Raw genomic sequence first — 15,459 nt, 5'->3', positions numbered from 1 at the left:
TGGCCGGAACTTCACGGTTCCGGCCGCCCCGGCGGCTTTCTGCGGGCCTCAGGGGCCTCATGGGTACGGGAACGCCGGAGGGCCCGCAGCGGTGTCGCTGCGGGCCCTCCGGCGTTTCGCTCGCGTACTGCTTACGCCTCGTCGCGGCGCAGCGAGGGCTTCAGGTCCTTGAAGCGGCCCAGCAGGCCGTTGACGAACGAGGGCGACTCGTCCGTGGAGAACTCCTTGGCCAGCTGCACCATCTCGTCGAGGACGACGGCGTCCGGGGTCTCGTCGACCCAGATCAGCTCGTAGGCGCCGAGGCGCAGGATGTTGCGGTCCACCACGGGCATGCGGTCCAGCGTCCAGCCGACCGAGTACTGAGCGATCAGCTCGTCGATGCGGCGCGCGTGCTGCGCGTACCCCTCGACCAGCTCCATCGTGTACTCGCTGACCGGCGGCTGCCGGGTGTCGTCCCGGGAGAGCCGGATCCAGTCCGCGAGGACCGTGGTGACGCCGACTCCGCGCTGGTCGCCCTCGAAGAGGATCTGGAAGGCGCGCTTGCGGGCCGTATTGCGGGCAGCCACGGTTAGCTGTTCACCCGGCCGAGGTAGTCGCTGGAGCGGGTGTCGACCTTGATCTTCTCACCGGTGGTGATGAAGAGCGGGACCTGGATCTGGTAGCCGGTCTCCAGGGTGGCGGGCTTGGTGCCACCGGTGGAGCGGTCGCCCTGGACGCCGGGCTCGGTCTCCTGGATCGTCAGCTCGACGGCGGCGGGCAGCTCGACGAAGAGCACCTCGCCCTCGTGCTGCGCGACCGTGGCGGTGAAGCCCTCGATCAGGAAGTTGGCGGCGTCGCCGACGGCCTTGCGGTCGACCATGAGCTGGTCGTAGGTCTCCATGTCCATGAAGACGAAGTACTCGCCGTCCATGTACGAGAACTGCATGTCGCGCTTGTCGACAGTGGCCGTCTCGACCTTGACGCCGGCGTTGAACGTCTTGTCGACGACCTTGCCTGAGAGCACGTTCTTGAGCTTGGTGCGCACGAAGGCAGGGCCCTTGCCGGGCTTGACGTGCTGGAACTCGACGACGGACCAGAGCTGGCCCCCGTCGAGCTTGAGCACCAGGCCGTTCTTGAGGTCGTTCGTGGAAGCCACGGTTGCGGAATCTCCTGGACTGACGTGGACGACCACGGGGCACGCGCACAGCTCGAAAAGCTAGAGCGCGAGCAGTTCCTTGGTCGTGATGGTGAGTAGCTCGGGTCCGCCGTCCGCCTCAGGGCGTACGACGAGCGTGTCATCGATCCGGACACCGCCCCGGCCCGGGAGGTGGACCCCCGGTTCGACGGTGACCGGCACGCAAGCGTCCAGTTTACCCATGGCCGCGGGGGCCAGCTGCGGGTCCTCGTCGATTTCGAGTCCGACACCGTGGCCGGTGAGGGGTGCGAGGCCCTCCGAGTACCCCGCGGAGTCCAGCACCTGACGGGCCGCGCGGTCCACATCCCGGTAGGCGGCGCCGGGGGTCAGGGACTCCCGCGCGGCGCGCTGGGCGGCGAAGACGAGGTCGTACAGCTCGATCTGCCAGTCGGCGGGCGAGGTGCCGATGACGAACGTACGGCCGATCTCGCAGCGGTAGCCGCGATAGGTGGCGCCGAGGCAGACGGAGAGGAAATCTCCTTCCTCCACCCGGCGGTCGGTCGGCCGGTGCCCGCGTCGGCCGGAGTGCGGGCCGGTCGCGACGGACGTGGCGAAGGCGGGGCCGTCGGCACCGTGGTCGACGAGCCGCCGCTCCAGTTCGAGGGCGAGATGGCGTTCGGTGCGGCCGACGAGGATCGACTCAAGCAGCTCGCCCAGGGCCTGGTCGGCGATCTCGGCGGCGATTCTCAGACAGGAGATCTCCTCCTCGTCCTTGATGACCCGCAGCTGTTCCGCGGCGCCGCCGATGTCGGTGAGGCGCAGCGCGGGGGCGACCGAGCGGAGGGCTCGGTGGCGGGTCACGGTGAGGTGGTGTTCTTCTACGGCCATGGATTCGGCGCCGTGCGCTGCCGCGAGGTCTGCGGCGGCCACGGCGGGGTCGCCGCCGGGGCCGGGGAGGATGTGGATGCGCAGGGTCTCGTCGGGGCGACCCTCTGCCGGACGCTCGTCCAGTGGGCTCGCGCACACCAGCATGTCGTCGCGCCTGCCCAGCAGCAGGACGGTGTCCTGCGGGGCGGGGCCCGCCAGGTAGCGCACGTTGGCTGGGTTGGTCACCAGCGCGGATTGGCTGCCACCGGCTTGGGCGCGTTCCCTGAGCCTGGCTCTGCGGGCTGCGTAGACCTCTGACATGAGATGAGCGTAGGAGCGGTGGCCGGATTGTGCCGGTTGGGAGGGTGCCGTTCGGGGGACGGGCCTTGAGTTTCCGCTGCGGGCCGGTGGGGGCTGAGCGCGCCCACGCGGCGGAGCCGCAAGTTGATACAGCCCCGCGCCCCTCAGGTGGGACAACTTCCCGGCGATTACCAGCTCGGTGGGCTCGCCATGGAGCGCGCGAGGACGTCGTTGAGTACCTGGGCCGTCTGCTGTACGTCCATCTGGGAGTTGTCGATGATCGGGAGGCCCGAGCCGTACCAGCCGGCCATGCGGCCGTGGATGCGGGCGACCTCCTCGTCGGTGAGGCGGCGGTTGCCGGAGCGTTTGGCGTTGCGCTCCAGGACTATTTCCAGGCCCGGGAGGAGGACGACGGGGAGGAGGCCGGGGCCGACGTGGCGCTTCCAGCCGCCGAGGCCGACGACCGGGCGGTCGGGGAAGACGGCGTCGTCGAGGATGCAGGAGATGCCGTTGGCGAGGAAGTTGCGGGCGGCGAAGCCGCAGGTGCGGCGGGCCAGGCGGTACTGCGCCTCGGAGTGGTCGTTCCAGCCCGACTGGGGGTCGGCGAAACCGGAGCGGACCCACTCGCGGACGTCGTCGAGGCTGATGTGGGCGGTGGGGACCCGGCGGTGGTCCGCCCAGTACTTGGCGACGCTCGTCTTGCCCGCGCCGGCGGGGCCGATGAGCAGCACCGCGAGGGTGGTGGACGTCGGGTCGGGGGCGGCCTGCGCGGGGGGCGTACTCGGCATGGCCACGGGGCCGCCGGGTGGCAGTTGGACATGGCCGGTGGTGTCCGGTGCGTGGCGCGGGATCGTGTACGGCATCGGCGGGGCCGGTGGCGGCGGGGGTACCGAACCCGGATGCTGCGGGCCCGGGTGTTGTCCCGTCGGCATCCAACCGGCGGCCGGTCCCTGCCCCGGCTGGTGGGGCGGCGGCAGCGGAGACCCCACTGCGTGCTGCATCCGGTGCCACTCCATCTCGTACGGACAATTGGCGCTGGCAGCAGGCCCGAACCCCGCTCCCTACCGAACGGTACCTTCCCCGGCCGCCATTTGGTGAACGGCCGGGGAGGGGCCGAAGTGCCCATCCCCGCAAGGCACATCGGGTGGATGGGGCCCGGCGGGACTTACTCGCCCACTTCGCCGTACGCGGCGAGGAGGACGGCCGGGTCGGGGCCCTCCAGGACGGTGGGTTTGGCGAGGCCGTCGAGGACGATGAAGCGGAGCAGGTCGCCGCGGGACTTCTTGTCGACCTTCATGGTCTCCAGGAGCTTGGGCCACTGGTCGTATCGGTAGCTGAGCGGGAGACCCACCGATTCGAGGACCGTGCGGTGACGGTCGGCCGTCGCGTCGTCCAACCGGCCCGCGAGACGGCCCAGTTCGGCCGCGAAGTGCATGCCCACGGCCACCGCGGCGCCGTGCCGCCACTTGTAGCGCTCGTTCTTCTCGATGGCGTGCGCGAGGGTGTGGCCGTAGTTGAGGATCTCGCGCAGACCCGACTCCTTGAGGTCGGCCGAGACGACCTCGGCCTTGACCTTGATGGAGCGTTCGATGAGCTCGGCGGTGTGTGGACCGGCCGGGGTGCGGGCGGCCTGCGGGTCGGACTCGATGAGTTCGAGGATCACCGGGTCGGCGATGAAGCCGGCCTTGATGATCTCGGCGAGCCCGGAGACGTAGTCGTTGACCGGGAGGGAGTCCAGCGCGGCCAGGTCGCAGAGCACGCCGGCCGGCGGGTGGAAGGAGCCGACCAGGTTCTTGCCCTCGGCGGTGTTGATGCCGGTCTTGCCGCCGACCGCCGCGTCCACCATGGCCAGCACGGTGGTCGGGACGGCGATCCAGCGGACCCCGCGCAGCCAGGTCGCGGCGACGAATCCGGCCAGGTCGGTGGTGGAACCTCCGCCGACGCCCACAATGACGTCGGAGCGGGTGAACCCGGACTGGCCCAGGGCCTTCCAGCAGTAGGCGGCGACCTCGGCGGTCTTGGCCTCCTCCGCGTTGGGCACCTGGATGGCGACGGCGTCGAAGCCCTGCCCGGCCAGGTCGGCGCGGAGCGCGTCACCGGTCTCGGCCAGCGCCTCGGGGTGGATGACGGCGACCCGCTTGGCCTTCTCGCCGATCAACCCGCCCAGCTCGCCCAGGAGTTGACGGCCCACCAGGACCTCGTACGGGTCGCTGCCCGCCGTGCCGCCGACCTGGATCCGCGTCACTGACTCGCTCATGCTTCCTTCAACTCCAGTGCGTCCAGGACGGCTTGGGTGACCTCTTCGGGAGTGCGGCCGTCGGTGGGTACGGCGGCCTGCGCGACCTCGGCGTACAAGTGACGCCTGGCTTCCATCAGTTCGCGCCACTGCTTGCGGGGGTTGATGGTGAGCAGCGGGCGCGCCGCGTTCAGGCCGGTGCGCTTGACGGCTTCGTCCACGTCCATGGAGAGGTAGACGACCCGGTGCGCGGCGAGCAGCGCGCGCGTGTCCTCGTCGAGGATCGAGCCGCCGCCCAGGGCCAGGACACCGTCGTGCTCGCCCAAGGCCCGGGCCACTGCGCGCTTCTCGATCGCGCGGAAGACGGGCTCGCCCTCGTCGACGAAGATCTCCGCGATGGTGCGGCCCTCGGCGGCCACGATGTCGTCGTCGGTGTCCCGGTAGCCGACGCCGAGCCGCTCGGCCAGCTGCTGTCCGACGGTGGACTTGCCGACGCCCATGGGACCGATCAGGACGACGAGCGGTGCAGCGGTCACCGGATTGCCAGGTTCTCGAGGTACGAGCGGACGTTGCGCCGGGTCTCGGGCACGCTGTCGCCGCCGAACTTCTCCGCCACCGCGTCCGCGAGCACGAGCGCGACCATCGCCTCGGCGACGATTCCGGCGGCGGGGACCGCGGACACGTCGGAGCGCTGGTGGTGGGCCTGCGTGGCCTCGCCGGTGACGACGTCGACGGTCTGCAGGGCGCGCGGCACGGTCGCGATCGGCTTCATCGCAGCCCGCACCCGCAGCAGTTCGCCGGTGGACAGGCCACCCTCGGTGCCGCCGGAACGCCCCGACACACGCCGGATGCCCTCATCCGTGTTGACGATCTCGTCGTGCGCCTTGGAACCCGGCACCCGCGCCAGCTCGAACCCGTCACCGATCTCGACGCCCTTGATGGCCTGGATGCCCATGAGGGCACCGGCGAGACGGGCGTCCAGTTTGCGGTCCCAGTGCACGTGCGAGCCCAGGCCGACGGGGACGCCGTAGGCCAGGATCTCGACCACACCACCCAGGGTGTCGCCGTCCTTGTGCGCCTGGTCGATCTCCGCGACCATCGCCTTCGACGCGTCCGCGTCCAGGCAGCGCACCGGGTCGGCGTCCAGCTTCTCGACATCCGCCGGGGTCGGGTACACGCCCTGCGGGGCCTTCGCGGAGGCCAGCTCGACGACGTGCGAGACGATCTCGATACCGGCCGTCTCCTTGATGTACGACCGGGCCACCGCGCCCAGCGCGACCCGCGCCGCGGTCTCCCGTGCGGAGGCGCGCTCCAGGATCGGGCGGGCCTCGTCGAAGCCGTACTTCTGCATGCCGGCGAGGTCGGCGTGGCCGGGGCGCGGGCGGGTCAGCGGGGCGTTGCGGGCCAGTCCGGCGAGGATCTCCGGGTCGACCGGGTCGGCCGCCATGACCTGGTCCCACTTGGGCCACTCGGTGTTGCCGACCATGATGGCGACCGGGGAGCCGAGGGTCAGACCGTGGCGGACGCCGCCGAGGAAGGTGACCTCGTCGCGCTCGAACTTCATACGCGCGCCGCGCCCATAGCCGAGCCTGCGCCGGGCCAGGTGGTCCGCGACCATCTCCGTGGTGATCGGCACGCCGGCGGGAAGGCCCTCCAACGTCGCCACGAGTGCGGGACCGTGGGACTCCCCCGCGGTCAGCCAGCGCAACCTGCTCAACGGTGCTCCTCATGCTCGCGCCCTGGTACTGCCCTGCGCACGCGTGTCCTCGCGTACGGCGTCGGCGTGACCGGGTGCGCGGCCCTGGCCCGCCGTCCCCGATCCTCCCACGTTCGGCACACGGACCTGGCCGACGGTCCAGAGAACGGACGCCGAACGGCCAAGGTCAGCGACCGGCGCCCCCTGCGGAGCCCGCGTCAGCGGTCGGCCAGGGCCTTCTCGCCCGCTCTGCGCATCGCGTCGACGGGGGCCGGCCGGTGGCCGGTCATCTGTTCCACCTGGAGTACGGCCTGGTGGACCAGGAGGTCGAGGCCGCTGACGACCGCGCCGCCGTAGCCGGACCAGCGGGCCGCGAGGTCGGTGGGCCAGGGGTCGTAGAGGACGTCGAAGAGGGTGGCGGGGCGTTCCGGTACGGCGGAGGAGAGGGCGTCCGTGGTGCCTGCGGGGGTGGTCGCGAAGACCAGGGGGGCGCGCAGGCCTTCCGCCGCGTCGGCCCAGTCCGCCGTACGGACCTCCACGTCCAGTCGCTCGCCCCACTGGCGCATCTCGGCGGCGCGGGCTTCGCTGCGGACATACGCGACGACCTCGCCGGTGCAGATCCGGGAGAGGGCGGCCAGTGCGGAGGAAGCCGTGGCGCCGGCGCCCAGGATGGCGGCCGAGTCGACCTGCTCGATGCCGTGTTCGCGGAGGGCGGCGACCATGCCGGGGATGTCGGTGTTGTCGCCGACGCTGCGGCCGTCCCCGGTGAACACGACCGTGTTGACCGCGTCCACCGACGCCGCTGTCTCGCTGATCTCGTCGAGCAGCGGTATGACCGCCCGCTTCAGCGGCATGGTCAGCGACAGCCCCGCCCACTCCGGTCCGAGGTTCTCGAAGAACCCAGGCAGGCCTGCCTCGTCGACGTCGAAGCGGTCGTAGGACCAGCCGTCGAGCCCCAGCTCCCGGTAGGCCGCGCGATGCAGCACCGGGGAGAGGGAGTGGGCGATGGGTGAACCGAGCACGGCGGCCCGGCGGGCGTCAGTTGCCCGAGGTGGCATTGAACTTTTCCTTGAGTGCCTGGAATTCGGCGTACGTCTTGGCAAATTCGGTCTTGTTCTCGCCGTCGGTCGCCACGAAGTAGATCCAGCCGTCGCGGGTCGGATTCAGTGCCGCTGCCAGAGCCTCGGCACCGGGGTTGTCGATGGGACCGGGCGGCAGGCCCTTTTGGGTGTAGGTGTTGTACGGGTCCTTGTTGCTGTTGATCTCGGACTCGCTGATGCGGATGTTGCTCTGACCCTTCAGGTAATTGAAGGTCGAGTCGAATTGCAGGTAACGGTTGGTCTCGGTGTTCGTGGTCTTGAGCCGGTTGTAGACGACTTCGGCCATCTTGCGGAAGTCGTCGTGCGTCTTGCCCTCGGCCTGGACGAGGCTCGCGACCGTGATGACCTGCAGCGGACTGTCCAGGTTGAGCGCCTTGGCCTTCGCCGAGAGGTCGATCGCGTCGTAATTGTCGTTGGCCTGGGCGACCATCTGCTTGAGGACCGTCTCGGGTTTCATGCCCTTGGCGGCGCCATAGGTACCTGGGTAGAGGAATCCCTCCAGCGGGTCCTTGATATCCGCGTTGTCGTTCGCCCAGCTGGGCAGTCCGAGGCTCTTGTATTCCTTTTTGGCGATGGCCTTGGTGGTGCCGTCGGAAATCTGGAGTTTCTTGTCGATCGCCGCGTAGACCTGGGCGTTTCGCCAGCCGGGAGCGACGATCAGGTTGTCCTGGCTCTTGGGATCGAGCATCAGCTTGACGGCGGCCGCGGCGGACATTTCCTTCTTCAGCAGAAAGACGCCCGCCTGGATCTTCTTCCCGTCCGGATTCTGCGACTGGGCGGCGACGAACGCGTCGACGCTCTTGACGACGCCCGCCTCTTTCAGCTTCTGCCCGATGTCCGAGCCGAAGGCGCCCTTGGGGATGGTGACGCTCACCGAACCGGTGCCGTCGCCCGCGTAGTCGGGCGCCGAGCCGAAACGGTTCTGGTAGAAGTGCCAGCCGAAATAGCCGACGCCGCCGAGGCCGCCGCCGAACACCAGGACGACGACCAGGCAGGCACAGCCGTTGCGGCGCTTCTTCTCCTTGCCGCCTTTGCCTTTGCCGCCCTTGCCCTTGCCGCGCCGGCGGCCGTCCTCCGGCTCGTCGTCGGCCTCGTCATCGTCGTCGCCGCCACCCGCGAAGAACGCGTGTTCGCCTTCATCGGGTCCCGGGTCCCAGTCGACCTGCTCCGGTTCGGGTTCCGTGCGGCGCTTGCCGGGCGGTTCCGGCGGCGGGAACGCGTCGGGCGTGCCGTAGAAATCGGGCTGCTGTTCGCCGTAGGCGGCGGCCTGCTGCCCGTACGGGTCGCCGGGGTCGGCGGCGTACGGGACCTGGTTGTGCGGGTGGGTGCCGTCCCAGCCGCCCTGCTGGTACTGCTGCTGCTGACCGGCGTACTGCTGATGGCTCTGATCGGCGTACTGCTGCTGGTCGTCGTACTGCTGGCTCTGGTCGGCGTACTGCTGCTGGTCGTTGTACTGCTGGTGCTGATCGGGGTACTGCGGGTGGCCCTGCTCGTCGTAGACCTGGTACTGCTGCTGCGCCTGACCGTAGTCGGCCTGCTGGCCGTGACCCCAGTCGCCGTACTGCTGCGGCTGCTGAGGCTGTTCCGGATAGTGCTGCGGCTGGCCGTCGTAGGAGGACTGCTGGCCCACGTGGGCCTGCTGGCCTTCCCATCCGATGTCCCCGAACAACGGGTCCTCCGGATGCCACGGTTCGGAGCCTGGGCCCCGGCCATACTCAGTCATCGATCCCCTAGAGCCGCGAGGCGGCGGTCGCGGCGCTTGGGGCTCCGGCTCCCGTCCCGCCTCTTGCTGTGCCATGGCTGTTCGAACACCATCGCATCGCGCGGAACGTTACCGTATCGCGATCAGATGACCACTTCGACGCCCTCGCCGGGTGGTTTACCTGACACTCGTTCGGATTCCAACGCCTGCTGAAGGATGATGACGGCGGCTGCCTGGTCGATGACCGAGCGGCCCTTCTTGGAGGTCACACCCGAGGCGCGCAGTCCCTGACTGGCCGTCACTGTGGTCATCCGTTCGTCCAACAGTCTGACCGGTACCGGGGCGATTCCCTTGGCCAGCTCCTGGGTGAAGGCCCGGACCTTCACGGCGGCCGGTCCCTCGCCGCCCTTGAGGGAGCGAGGGAGGCCGACGACGACTTCGACCGGTTCGTACTCCTCGACGAGCTGCCTCAGTCGGCGGTGCGCCGCCGGGATGTCGCGGCCGGGAACCGTCTCGACGGGAGTGGCGAGGATCCCGTCGGGGTCGCACGAGGCGACCCCGATGCGGGCGTCCCCGACGTCGAGCGCGAGCCGACGTCCTCTTCTCATACTCTCGACCGCTTCTTACTTCGCCGTGTCGGCGACGAGGCGTTCGACGGCCTCGACAGCCTCGCCGATCGCGGCCGGGTTCTGGCCGCCGCCCTGGGCCACGTCCGGCTTGCCGCCACCGCCGCCGCCGAGCGTCTTGGCGGCGGCGCGCACCAGGTCACCGGCCTTGAGACCGCGCTCGCGGGCGGCCTCGTTGGTGGCGATGACGGTGAGCGGCTTGCCATTGTTGACCGTGAACAGGGCGACCACGGCGGCGCGTCCGCCCTGGATACGGCCGCGCACGTCGAGGACCAGCTTGCGCAGGTCGTCCGGGGTGGTGCCGTCCGGGACCTGGCCGGTCACGACTGCGATGCCGTGCACGTCCTTGGCGGACTCGACGAGACCGGCGGCGGCCTGGAGCACCTTCTCGGCGCGGAACTTCTCGATCTCCTTCTCGGCGTCCTTCAGCTTGCCGAGCATGGCGGAGACCTTCTCCGGAAGCTCCTCCGGGCGCCCCTTCACCAGCTCCTGGAGCTGGGCGACGACCGTGTGCTCACGGGCGAGGAAGTTGTAGGCGTCCACACCGACGAGCGCCTCGATACGACGGACTCCGGAGCCGATCGACGACTCGCCGAGCAGCTTCACCAGGCCCAGCTGGGAGGTGTTGTGCACGTGGGTGCCGCCGCACAGTTCCTTGGAGAAGTCGCCGATGGTCACGACGCGGACCCGCTCGCCGTACTTCTCGCCGAACTCGGCGATGGCGCCCTGCTTCTTGGCCTCGTCGAGGCTGAGGATCTCGGCGTGCACGTCCAGGTCGCGGGCGAGCACCTCGTTGATCTTCTGCTCGACGTCGGTCATCACGACGGTGGGAACCGCGGACGGCGAACCGAAGTCGAAGCGGAAACGGCCCGGCTGGTTCTCGGAACCGGCCTGCGCGGCCGTCGGACCGAGGGCGTCACGCAGCGCCTGGTGGGTGAGGTGGGTGGCCGAGTGGGCACGGGCGATGGCGGTACGGCGGCGGGTGTCGATCGCGGCCTCGGCCTTGGCGCCGACGGTGACCTCGCCGAACTGGACGACGCCCTTGTGGACGTAGACCCCGGGCACCGGCTTCTGGCAGTCGCGGACCTCGATCACGGCACCGGACTCGACCTTGATGCGGCCGGTGTCGCCGATCTGACCGCCGCCCTCGGCGTAGAACGGGGTGCGGTCGAGGACGATCTCGACCTCGTCGCCCTCGGTCGCGGCCGGGGAGGAGACGCCGTCGACGAGGATGCCGACGATGGTGGACTCGCCCTGGGTGTCCGAGTAGCCGATGAAGTCGGTCTCGCCGGCCTTGTCGGCGATCTCGCGGTAGGCACCGACGCCCGCGTGGCCGGTCTTCTTGGCCTGCGCGTCGGCCTTGGCCTGGTCGCGCTGCTGCTTCATCAGGCGGCGGAAGCCGTCCTCGTCCACGGAAAGGCCCTGTTCGGCGGCCATTTCGAGGGTGAGGTCGATCGGGAAGCCCCAGGTGTCGTGGAGCAGGAACGCCTTGTCGCCGGCGAGGACCTTGCCGCCCGACTGCTTGGTGTCGGAGATGGCCGTGTCGAGAATGTTGGTGCCGGCCTTCAGCGTCTTGAGGAAGGCGGCCTCCTCGGCGAGGGCCACGGTCTCGATGCGCCGGCGGTCCGTGACGAGCTCCGGGTACTGCTGGCCCATCATCGCGATGACCGTGTCGATGAGGTCCTTGACGACCGGACCGGTGGCGCCGAGCAGCCGCATGTTGCGGATGGCGCGGCGCATGATGCGGCGCAGGACGTAGCCGCGGCCCTCGTTGCCCGGGGTCACACCGTCGCCGATGACCATCACGGAGGTGCGCATGTGGTCCGTGACCACGCGCAGCGAGACGTCCGAGTCGTGCGAGTCGCCGTACTCGACGCCGGTCAGCTCGGTGGCCTTCTTGATGACGGCCATCGAGGTGTCGATCTCGTACATGTTCTGCACGCCCTGCAGGATCATCGCGAGGCGCTCCAGGCCGAGGCCCGTGTCGATGTTCTTGCTGGGCAGCTCGCCGAGGATCTCGAAGTCCTCCTTGCCGATGCCCTCGCCGCGCTCGTACTGCATGAAGACCAGGTTCCAGATCTCCACGTACCGCTCGTCGTTGACGGCAGGGCCGCCCTCGACGCCGAACTCGGGGCCGCGGTCGTAGTTGATCTCGGAGCACGGGCCGCAGGGTCCGGGGACGCCCATCGACCAGTAGTTGTCCTTCTTGCCGAGGCGCTGGATGCGCTCGGAGGGGACGCCGATCTTGTCGCGCCAGATCGTCTCTGCCTCGTCGTCGTCGAGGTAGACCGTGATCCACAGGCGCTCGGGGTCGAGGCCGTAACCGCCCTTGTCCTGGGGCGAGGTGAGCAGCTCCCAGGCGTAGGTGATGGCGCCTTCCTTGAAGTAGTCGCCGAAGGAGAAGTTGCCGCACATCTGGAAGAACGTGCCGTGCCGGGTGGTCTTGCCGACCTCTTCGATGTCGGGCGTGCGCACGCACTTCTGCACGCTGGTGGCGCGCGGCCACGGCGGCTTGACCTCGCCGAGGAAGTACGGCTTGAAGGGGACCATGCCGGCGGGGACCAGGAGCAGAGTCGGGTCGTCCGCGATGAGCGACGCCGAGGGAACAACGGTGTGGCCGCGCTCCTCGTAGAAGCTCAGCCAGCGGCGGCGGATTTCAGCCGACTCCATCAGTGGTCCTCATTCCGGTTGTACGAGTACGTCGTCCTGTCGACGGACTTCGGGTTGCTGCGGTTCTCGATGGCGATGTGCTGCCTGGGTGCGGGGAGTTCGGGGTCGACCGGGGCGTTGATCCCCAGGGCGTCGCCGAGTTCGGTCTCCCGCTGGGCCATGCCCGCGCGGACGTCGAGCGCGAAGCCCACCGCGCCGTCCTTGAGCCGGTGCCCGGCTTCCAGCGCCTTGTTGGCCGCGGCGACGGCCAGGTGCTCGGGGGTCAGCTGCTTCAGCTTGCGATTGACCTTGGTGGTCGCCCAGACACCGGCGGCCACGCCCGTGCCGAACCAGAACGTACGGCGGAACATCGCTCGGTCAGTCCTTCTTCCGGGTGCGTTTGCCCCGCCGTCCGGCCGGGACGGTACGGCCCACGATCACCGTACGACGGGACGCCCCGGACGGCGCGGGCACGTCCTCGCGGCGGCCGCCCAGGGCCCGGCGGACGCCGTAGCCGAAGGCCGCGACCTTGACGAGGGGGCCGCCGAAGGTGGAGGCGACGGTGGTGGACAGGGCGGAGGCGTTCGACGTGACTTCCTGGACGTCGGAGGCGATCGCGTCAACCCGGTCGATCTGGGTCTGCGCCGAGCGCACCGCCGAGGAGGCGTCCGCAAGCAGCGGGACGGCCTGGTCGGTGACGTCCGCGACGAGTTTGGTGGTCGCCTTGAGCGTCTGGGCCAGCCTCACCAGTGCGACGGCGAGGAAGGAGACCAGGATCGCCCAGAAGACGGCCACCAGGATCCCGGCCACCTCTCCACCGGACACCTGACACCCTCTCTCACAACCACCTGTAGATAACTGGTCCCGAGCCTATCGCGCCGGGGGTGGCGCTCCGTACCGCATTCCCGCCCCGCGCGCAGTGGAGTTGGGTGGAGCGATTGTACGGACTGAATACGGTTCAGTACGCTCCGTGTTCCATGCGAGCTTCCCCTGGCGGCGACGCCACCGCGGACGGCAATCTGCCCCTCGAACCCGACCGGTTCGTGGGCCGCACGGCCGAACTCACCGAACTGGCACGGGCGCTCGACGCCTCGCGTCTGGTCACGGTGACCGGGCCCGGCGGAGTCGGCAAGTCCCGGCTCGCGGCCCGTGCGGCGGCCCGGTCCGCTCCCCCGGACGGCGTGTGGCGGGTGGAGCTGGCGCCGGTGCGCGATCCGGAACTCGTGGACTTCGCGGTCGTGGAGGCCCTGGGGCTGACGGATCACACCACGCGGCTGCCCCGTGAGGCGCTGCTCGCTCATCTGACTGGACGTCAACTCCTGTTGGTGCTGGACGGGTTCGAGCATCTGGTGGAGGTGTGTGCCCCGCTGGTGGCCGAGTTGGTGGGGCGGGTGCCGGGGCTGGGGGTGCTCGCGGTGGGGCGGCGGCCGTTGGAACTGGCGGGCGAGCGCGTGATGGCGCTGGCGCCGTTGGGTGAGGGCGAGGCGGCGGAGCTGTTGGCCGAGCGGGCCGCGCAGCAGGGGGTCGTCCTCGGCGAAGAGGACGCGGACGTACGGGAGTTGTGCCGGCGGCTGGACGGGATCCCGCTCGCCGTCGAGCTGGCGGCGGGGCGGCTGCGGGCCCTGTCGCCCGGGGAGTTGCTGGCGCGGTTCGACGACCGGTTCCGGCTGCTGGCCGGCGGGCGCAGGGATGCGTTGCCCCGGCATCAGACGCTGCGGACGGCGATCGGCTGGAGCCATGAACTGTGCACCCCCGAGGAGCGGTTGCTGTGGGCACGGCTGTCGGTGTTCGCCGGGCGCTTCGACCTGGAGGCCGCCGAGTACGTCTGCGGCGGCGACGGACTGCCCTCGGACGGTGTCCTCGACGTGCTGTCCGAGCTGCTCGCGCAGTCCGTGGTCGTCCGCGAGGAGACACCGACGGGCCTGCGCTACCGGATGCTCGACACGATCCGGGCCTACGGCGCCGACTGGCTGGAGGCGACCGGGGACGCGGCCCGACTGCGGCGCAGGCACCGCGACTGGTATCTGGGGCTGGCCACCTGGTGCGAGCTGGACTGGTTCTCGCCGCGCCAGGGCGAGGTCGCCGCACGGGTCGAGGCGGAGCTGCCGAATCTGCGCGGCGCCCTGGAGTACTGCCTGACCGAGCCGGACGAGACGCATCTGGGCCAGTATCTGGCGGGCTCCCTGTGGTTCTACTGGGCGGGCTGCGGGCGGCTCTCGGAGGGCCGGCACTGGCTGGAGCAGGCCGTACGGCTCGATTCCGACAACGACCAGTCGCGGCTGAAGGCCCTGTGGGTGCTCGGCTATGTGGCGATTCTCCAGGGCGACACCGTGCCCGCGCTGGCCGCGCTCCAGGAGTGCAGCGAGGAGGCGGACCAGGCCGCGAACCCCACGGCGGTCGCGTACGCCGAACACCGCACCGGCTGCCTGGCGTTGGTCACGGACGACATGCCGCGCGCGGAGACCCTGCTGCGCTCGGCGCTCGACCGCTATCAGCAGATCGGCGAGCTGAACAGCAACGTACTGATGGGCCAGGTCGAGCTGGCGATGGCCCGGGCCTTCCAGGGCGATCTGGCCGACGCGGTGACGCTGTGCGAGGACGTACGGCGGGTGTGCGAGGACCACGGCGAGCGGTGGACCCGGGCGTACGCGCTGTACGTCCTGGCCTACGTCGCCTGGAGCGAGGACCAACTCCCGCTCGCGCGCGACCTGTTGGCGGACTGTCTGGGCAGCGCGCACGGCTTCCGCGATCTGCTGGGCTCGGTGCTGGCGGTCGAACTGCTCGCCCTCGTCACGGCGGCCGAGGGCGACGCCGCCGAGGCCGCGCTGCTGCAGGGCGCGGCGGGCGGGATGTGGCCGTCGGTGGGTCTGCCGCTGTTCGGTTCGGCGTACTACAACGCGCCGCACGAGCTGTGCGAGGCGATGGCCCGGGAGCGGCTGGGCGACGGCCCGTACGAGGAGTGCGTACGGGAGGGGGCGCGGCTCGGCCGGGAGGCCGCCGTGGCACGGGCGCTGGGGCAGCGGCGGCCCCTCGACGCCCTACCGGTGCCACGTGGGCCGGTACGGCCTGCGCCGGTGGGCGTGGACATGCGAAAGCCCGCCGCCTCGCCCACCCGGAAGGGCGGGGAGACGGCGGGCTGACATGGTGCGGGTGGTGCTACGTCCGTGAG

14 protein-coding genes are annotated in these 15,459 nt (G+C 70.2%); 1 reads left to right on the top strand and 13 read right to left on the bottom strand.

The genetic code is table 11. The annotated features are described in order from the left end of the window. Positions 1-131 precede the first annotated feature (131 nt). The 13 genes from nusB to OH768_RS42490 form a co-directional block, all read right to left on the bottom strand. On the bottom strand, positions 132-566 hold the full coding sequence (gene nusB, locus OH768_RS42550; protein WP_200712616.1) for a transcription antitermination factor NusB: 435 nt from the start codon (positions 564-566) through the stop codon (positions 132-134). A 2-nt stretch (positions 567-568) separates the two neighbouring features. Then, positions 569-1,135 carry an elongation factor P gene (gene efp, locus OH768_RS42545; protein WP_043683951.1) on the bottom strand — a complete coding sequence of 189 codons (567 nt, stop codon included), beginning with the start codon at positions 1,133-1,135 and terminating at the stop codon, positions 569-571. Between the two features lie 60 nt (positions 1,136-1,195). After that, complete coding sequence (locus OH768_RS42540) at positions 1,196-2,302, bottom strand: M24 family metallopeptidase (RefSeq protein ID WP_406461851.1); 1,107 nt, start codon at positions 2,300-2,302, stop codon at positions 1,196-1,198. Between the two features lie 167 nt (positions 2,303-2,469). Then, a complete protein-coding gene (locus tag OH768_RS42535; protein WP_406461850.1) occupies positions 2,470-3,282 on the bottom strand; it encodes a Pro-rich N-terminal domain-containing protein in 813 nt (270 codons plus the stop codon). Positions 3,283-3,446: 164 nt separating this feature from the next. Next, positions 3,447-4,538 (bottom strand): 3-dehydroquinate synthase, encoded by a 1,092-nt coding sequence (aroB, locus tag OH768_RS42530; protein ID WP_406461849.1) that lies wholly within the window; start codon positions 4,536-4,538, stop codon positions 3,447-3,449. After that, a complete protein-coding gene (locus OH768_RS42525) occupies positions 4,535-5,053 on the bottom strand; it encodes a shikimate kinase (protein WP_406461848.1) in 519 nt (172 codons plus the stop codon). Before OH768_RS42525 ends, aroB begins: the two co-directional genes overlap by 4 nt. Then, positions 5,050-6,234, bottom strand: a complete 1,185-nt coding sequence (gene aroC / locus OH768_RS42520) for a chorismate synthase (protein WP_406461846.1) — start codon at positions 6,232-6,234, stop codon at positions 5,050-5,052. Before aroC ends, OH768_RS42525 begins: the two co-directional genes overlap by 4 nt. A gap of 197 nt (positions 6,235-6,431) precedes the next feature. Continuing rightward, positions 6,432-7,271: a shikimate dehydrogenase gene (locus OH768_RS42515; protein ID WP_406461844.1), complete on the bottom strand. Its 840-nt coding sequence runs from the start codon at positions 7,269-7,271 to the stop codon at positions 6,432-6,434. Continuing rightward, positions 7,252-9,036, bottom strand: a complete 1,785-nt coding sequence (mltG, locus tag OH768_RS42510; protein ID WP_406461843.1) for an endolytic transglycosylase MltG — start codon at positions 9,034-9,036, stop codon at positions 7,252-7,254. The genes OH768_RS42515 and mltG overlap by 20 nt, the downstream gene beginning before the upstream one ends. Before the next feature lie 122 nt (positions 9,037-9,158). After that, entirely contained in the window at positions 9,159-9,623 is a 465-nt protein-coding gene (gene ruvX / locus OH768_RS42505) for a Holliday junction resolvase RuvX (protein ID WP_406461842.1), read from the bottom strand. Positions 9,624-9,638: 15 nt separating this feature from the next. Beyond that, a complete protein-coding gene (gene alaS, locus OH768_RS42500) occupies positions 9,639-12,311 on the bottom strand; it encodes an alanine--tRNA ligase (RefSeq protein ID WP_406461840.1) in 2,673 nt (890 codons plus the stop codon). Next, the gene (locus OH768_RS42495) at positions 12,311-12,661 is read right to left on the bottom strand and encodes a hypothetical protein (protein ID WP_406461839.1); all 351 of its coding nucleotides are present in this window, start codon (positions 12,659-12,661) and stop codon (positions 12,311-12,313) included. The genes alaS and OH768_RS42495 overlap by 1 nt, the downstream gene beginning before the upstream one ends. Before the next feature lie 7 nt (positions 12,662-12,668). Then, complete coding sequence (locus OH768_RS42490; protein ID WP_200686476.1) at positions 12,669-13,115, bottom strand: DUF948 domain-containing protein; 447 nt, start codon at positions 13,113-13,115, stop codon at positions 12,669-12,671. 152 nt (positions 13,116-13,267) lie between these two features. Here OH768_RS42490 and OH768_RS42485 point away from each other — a divergent pair, with 152 nt between their 5' ends. Beyond that, a complete protein-coding gene (locus OH768_RS42485) occupies positions 13,268-15,430 on the top strand; it encodes an ATP-binding protein (RefSeq protein ID WP_406461837.1) in 2,163 nt (720 codons plus the stop codon). Positions 15,431-15,459 lie beyond the last annotated feature (29 nt).

The organism is Streptomyces sp. NBC_01622, assembly GCF_045209635.1.
Taxonomy (GTDB): Bacteria; Actinomycetota; Actinomycetes; order Streptomycetales; family Streptomycetaceae; genus Streptomyces.
The sequence above is the reverse complement of the archived record's forward strand: the minus strand, read 5'-3'. Positions and strand labels throughout refer to the sequence as shown.

Excerpts from the sequence above, each read along its gene's own strand:
- OH768_RS42515 (WP_406461844.1), bottom strand. The coding sequence starts at position 7,271 with ATGCCACCTCGGGCAACTGACGCCCGCCGGGCCGCCGTGCTCGGTTCA.
- aroB (WP_406461849.1), bottom strand. The coding sequence starts at position 4,538 with ATGAGCGAGTCAGTGACGCGGATCCAGGTCGGCGGCACGGCGGGCAGC.
- alaS (WP_406461840.1), bottom strand. The coding sequence starts at position 12,311 with ATGGAGTCGGCTGAAATCCGCCGCCGCTGGCTGAGCTTCTACGAGGAG.
- OH768_RS42540 (WP_406461851.1), bottom strand. The coding sequence starts at position 2,302 with ATGTCAGAGGTCTACGCAGCCCGCAGAGCCAGGCTCAGGGAACGCGCC.
- mltG (WP_406461843.1), bottom strand. The coding sequence starts at position 9,036 with ATGACTGAGTATGGCCGGGGCCCAGGCTCCGAACCGTGGCATCCGGAG.
- OH768_RS42535 (WP_406461850.1), bottom strand. The coding sequence starts at position 3,282 with ATGCAGCACGCAGTGGGGTCTCCGCTGCCGCCGCCCCACCAGCCGGGG.
- OH768_RS42485 (WP_406461837.1), top strand. The coding sequence starts at position 13,268 with ATGCGAGCTTCCCCTGGCGGCGACGCCACCGCGGACGGCAATCTGCCC.
- OH768_RS42495 (WP_406461839.1), bottom strand. The coding sequence starts at position 12,661 with ATGTTCCGCCGTACGTTCTGGTTCGGCACGGGCGTGGCCGCCGGTGTC.
- ruvX (WP_406461842.1), bottom strand. The coding sequence starts at position 9,623 with ATGAGAAGAGGACGTCGGCTCGCGCTCGACGTCGGGGACGCCCGCATC.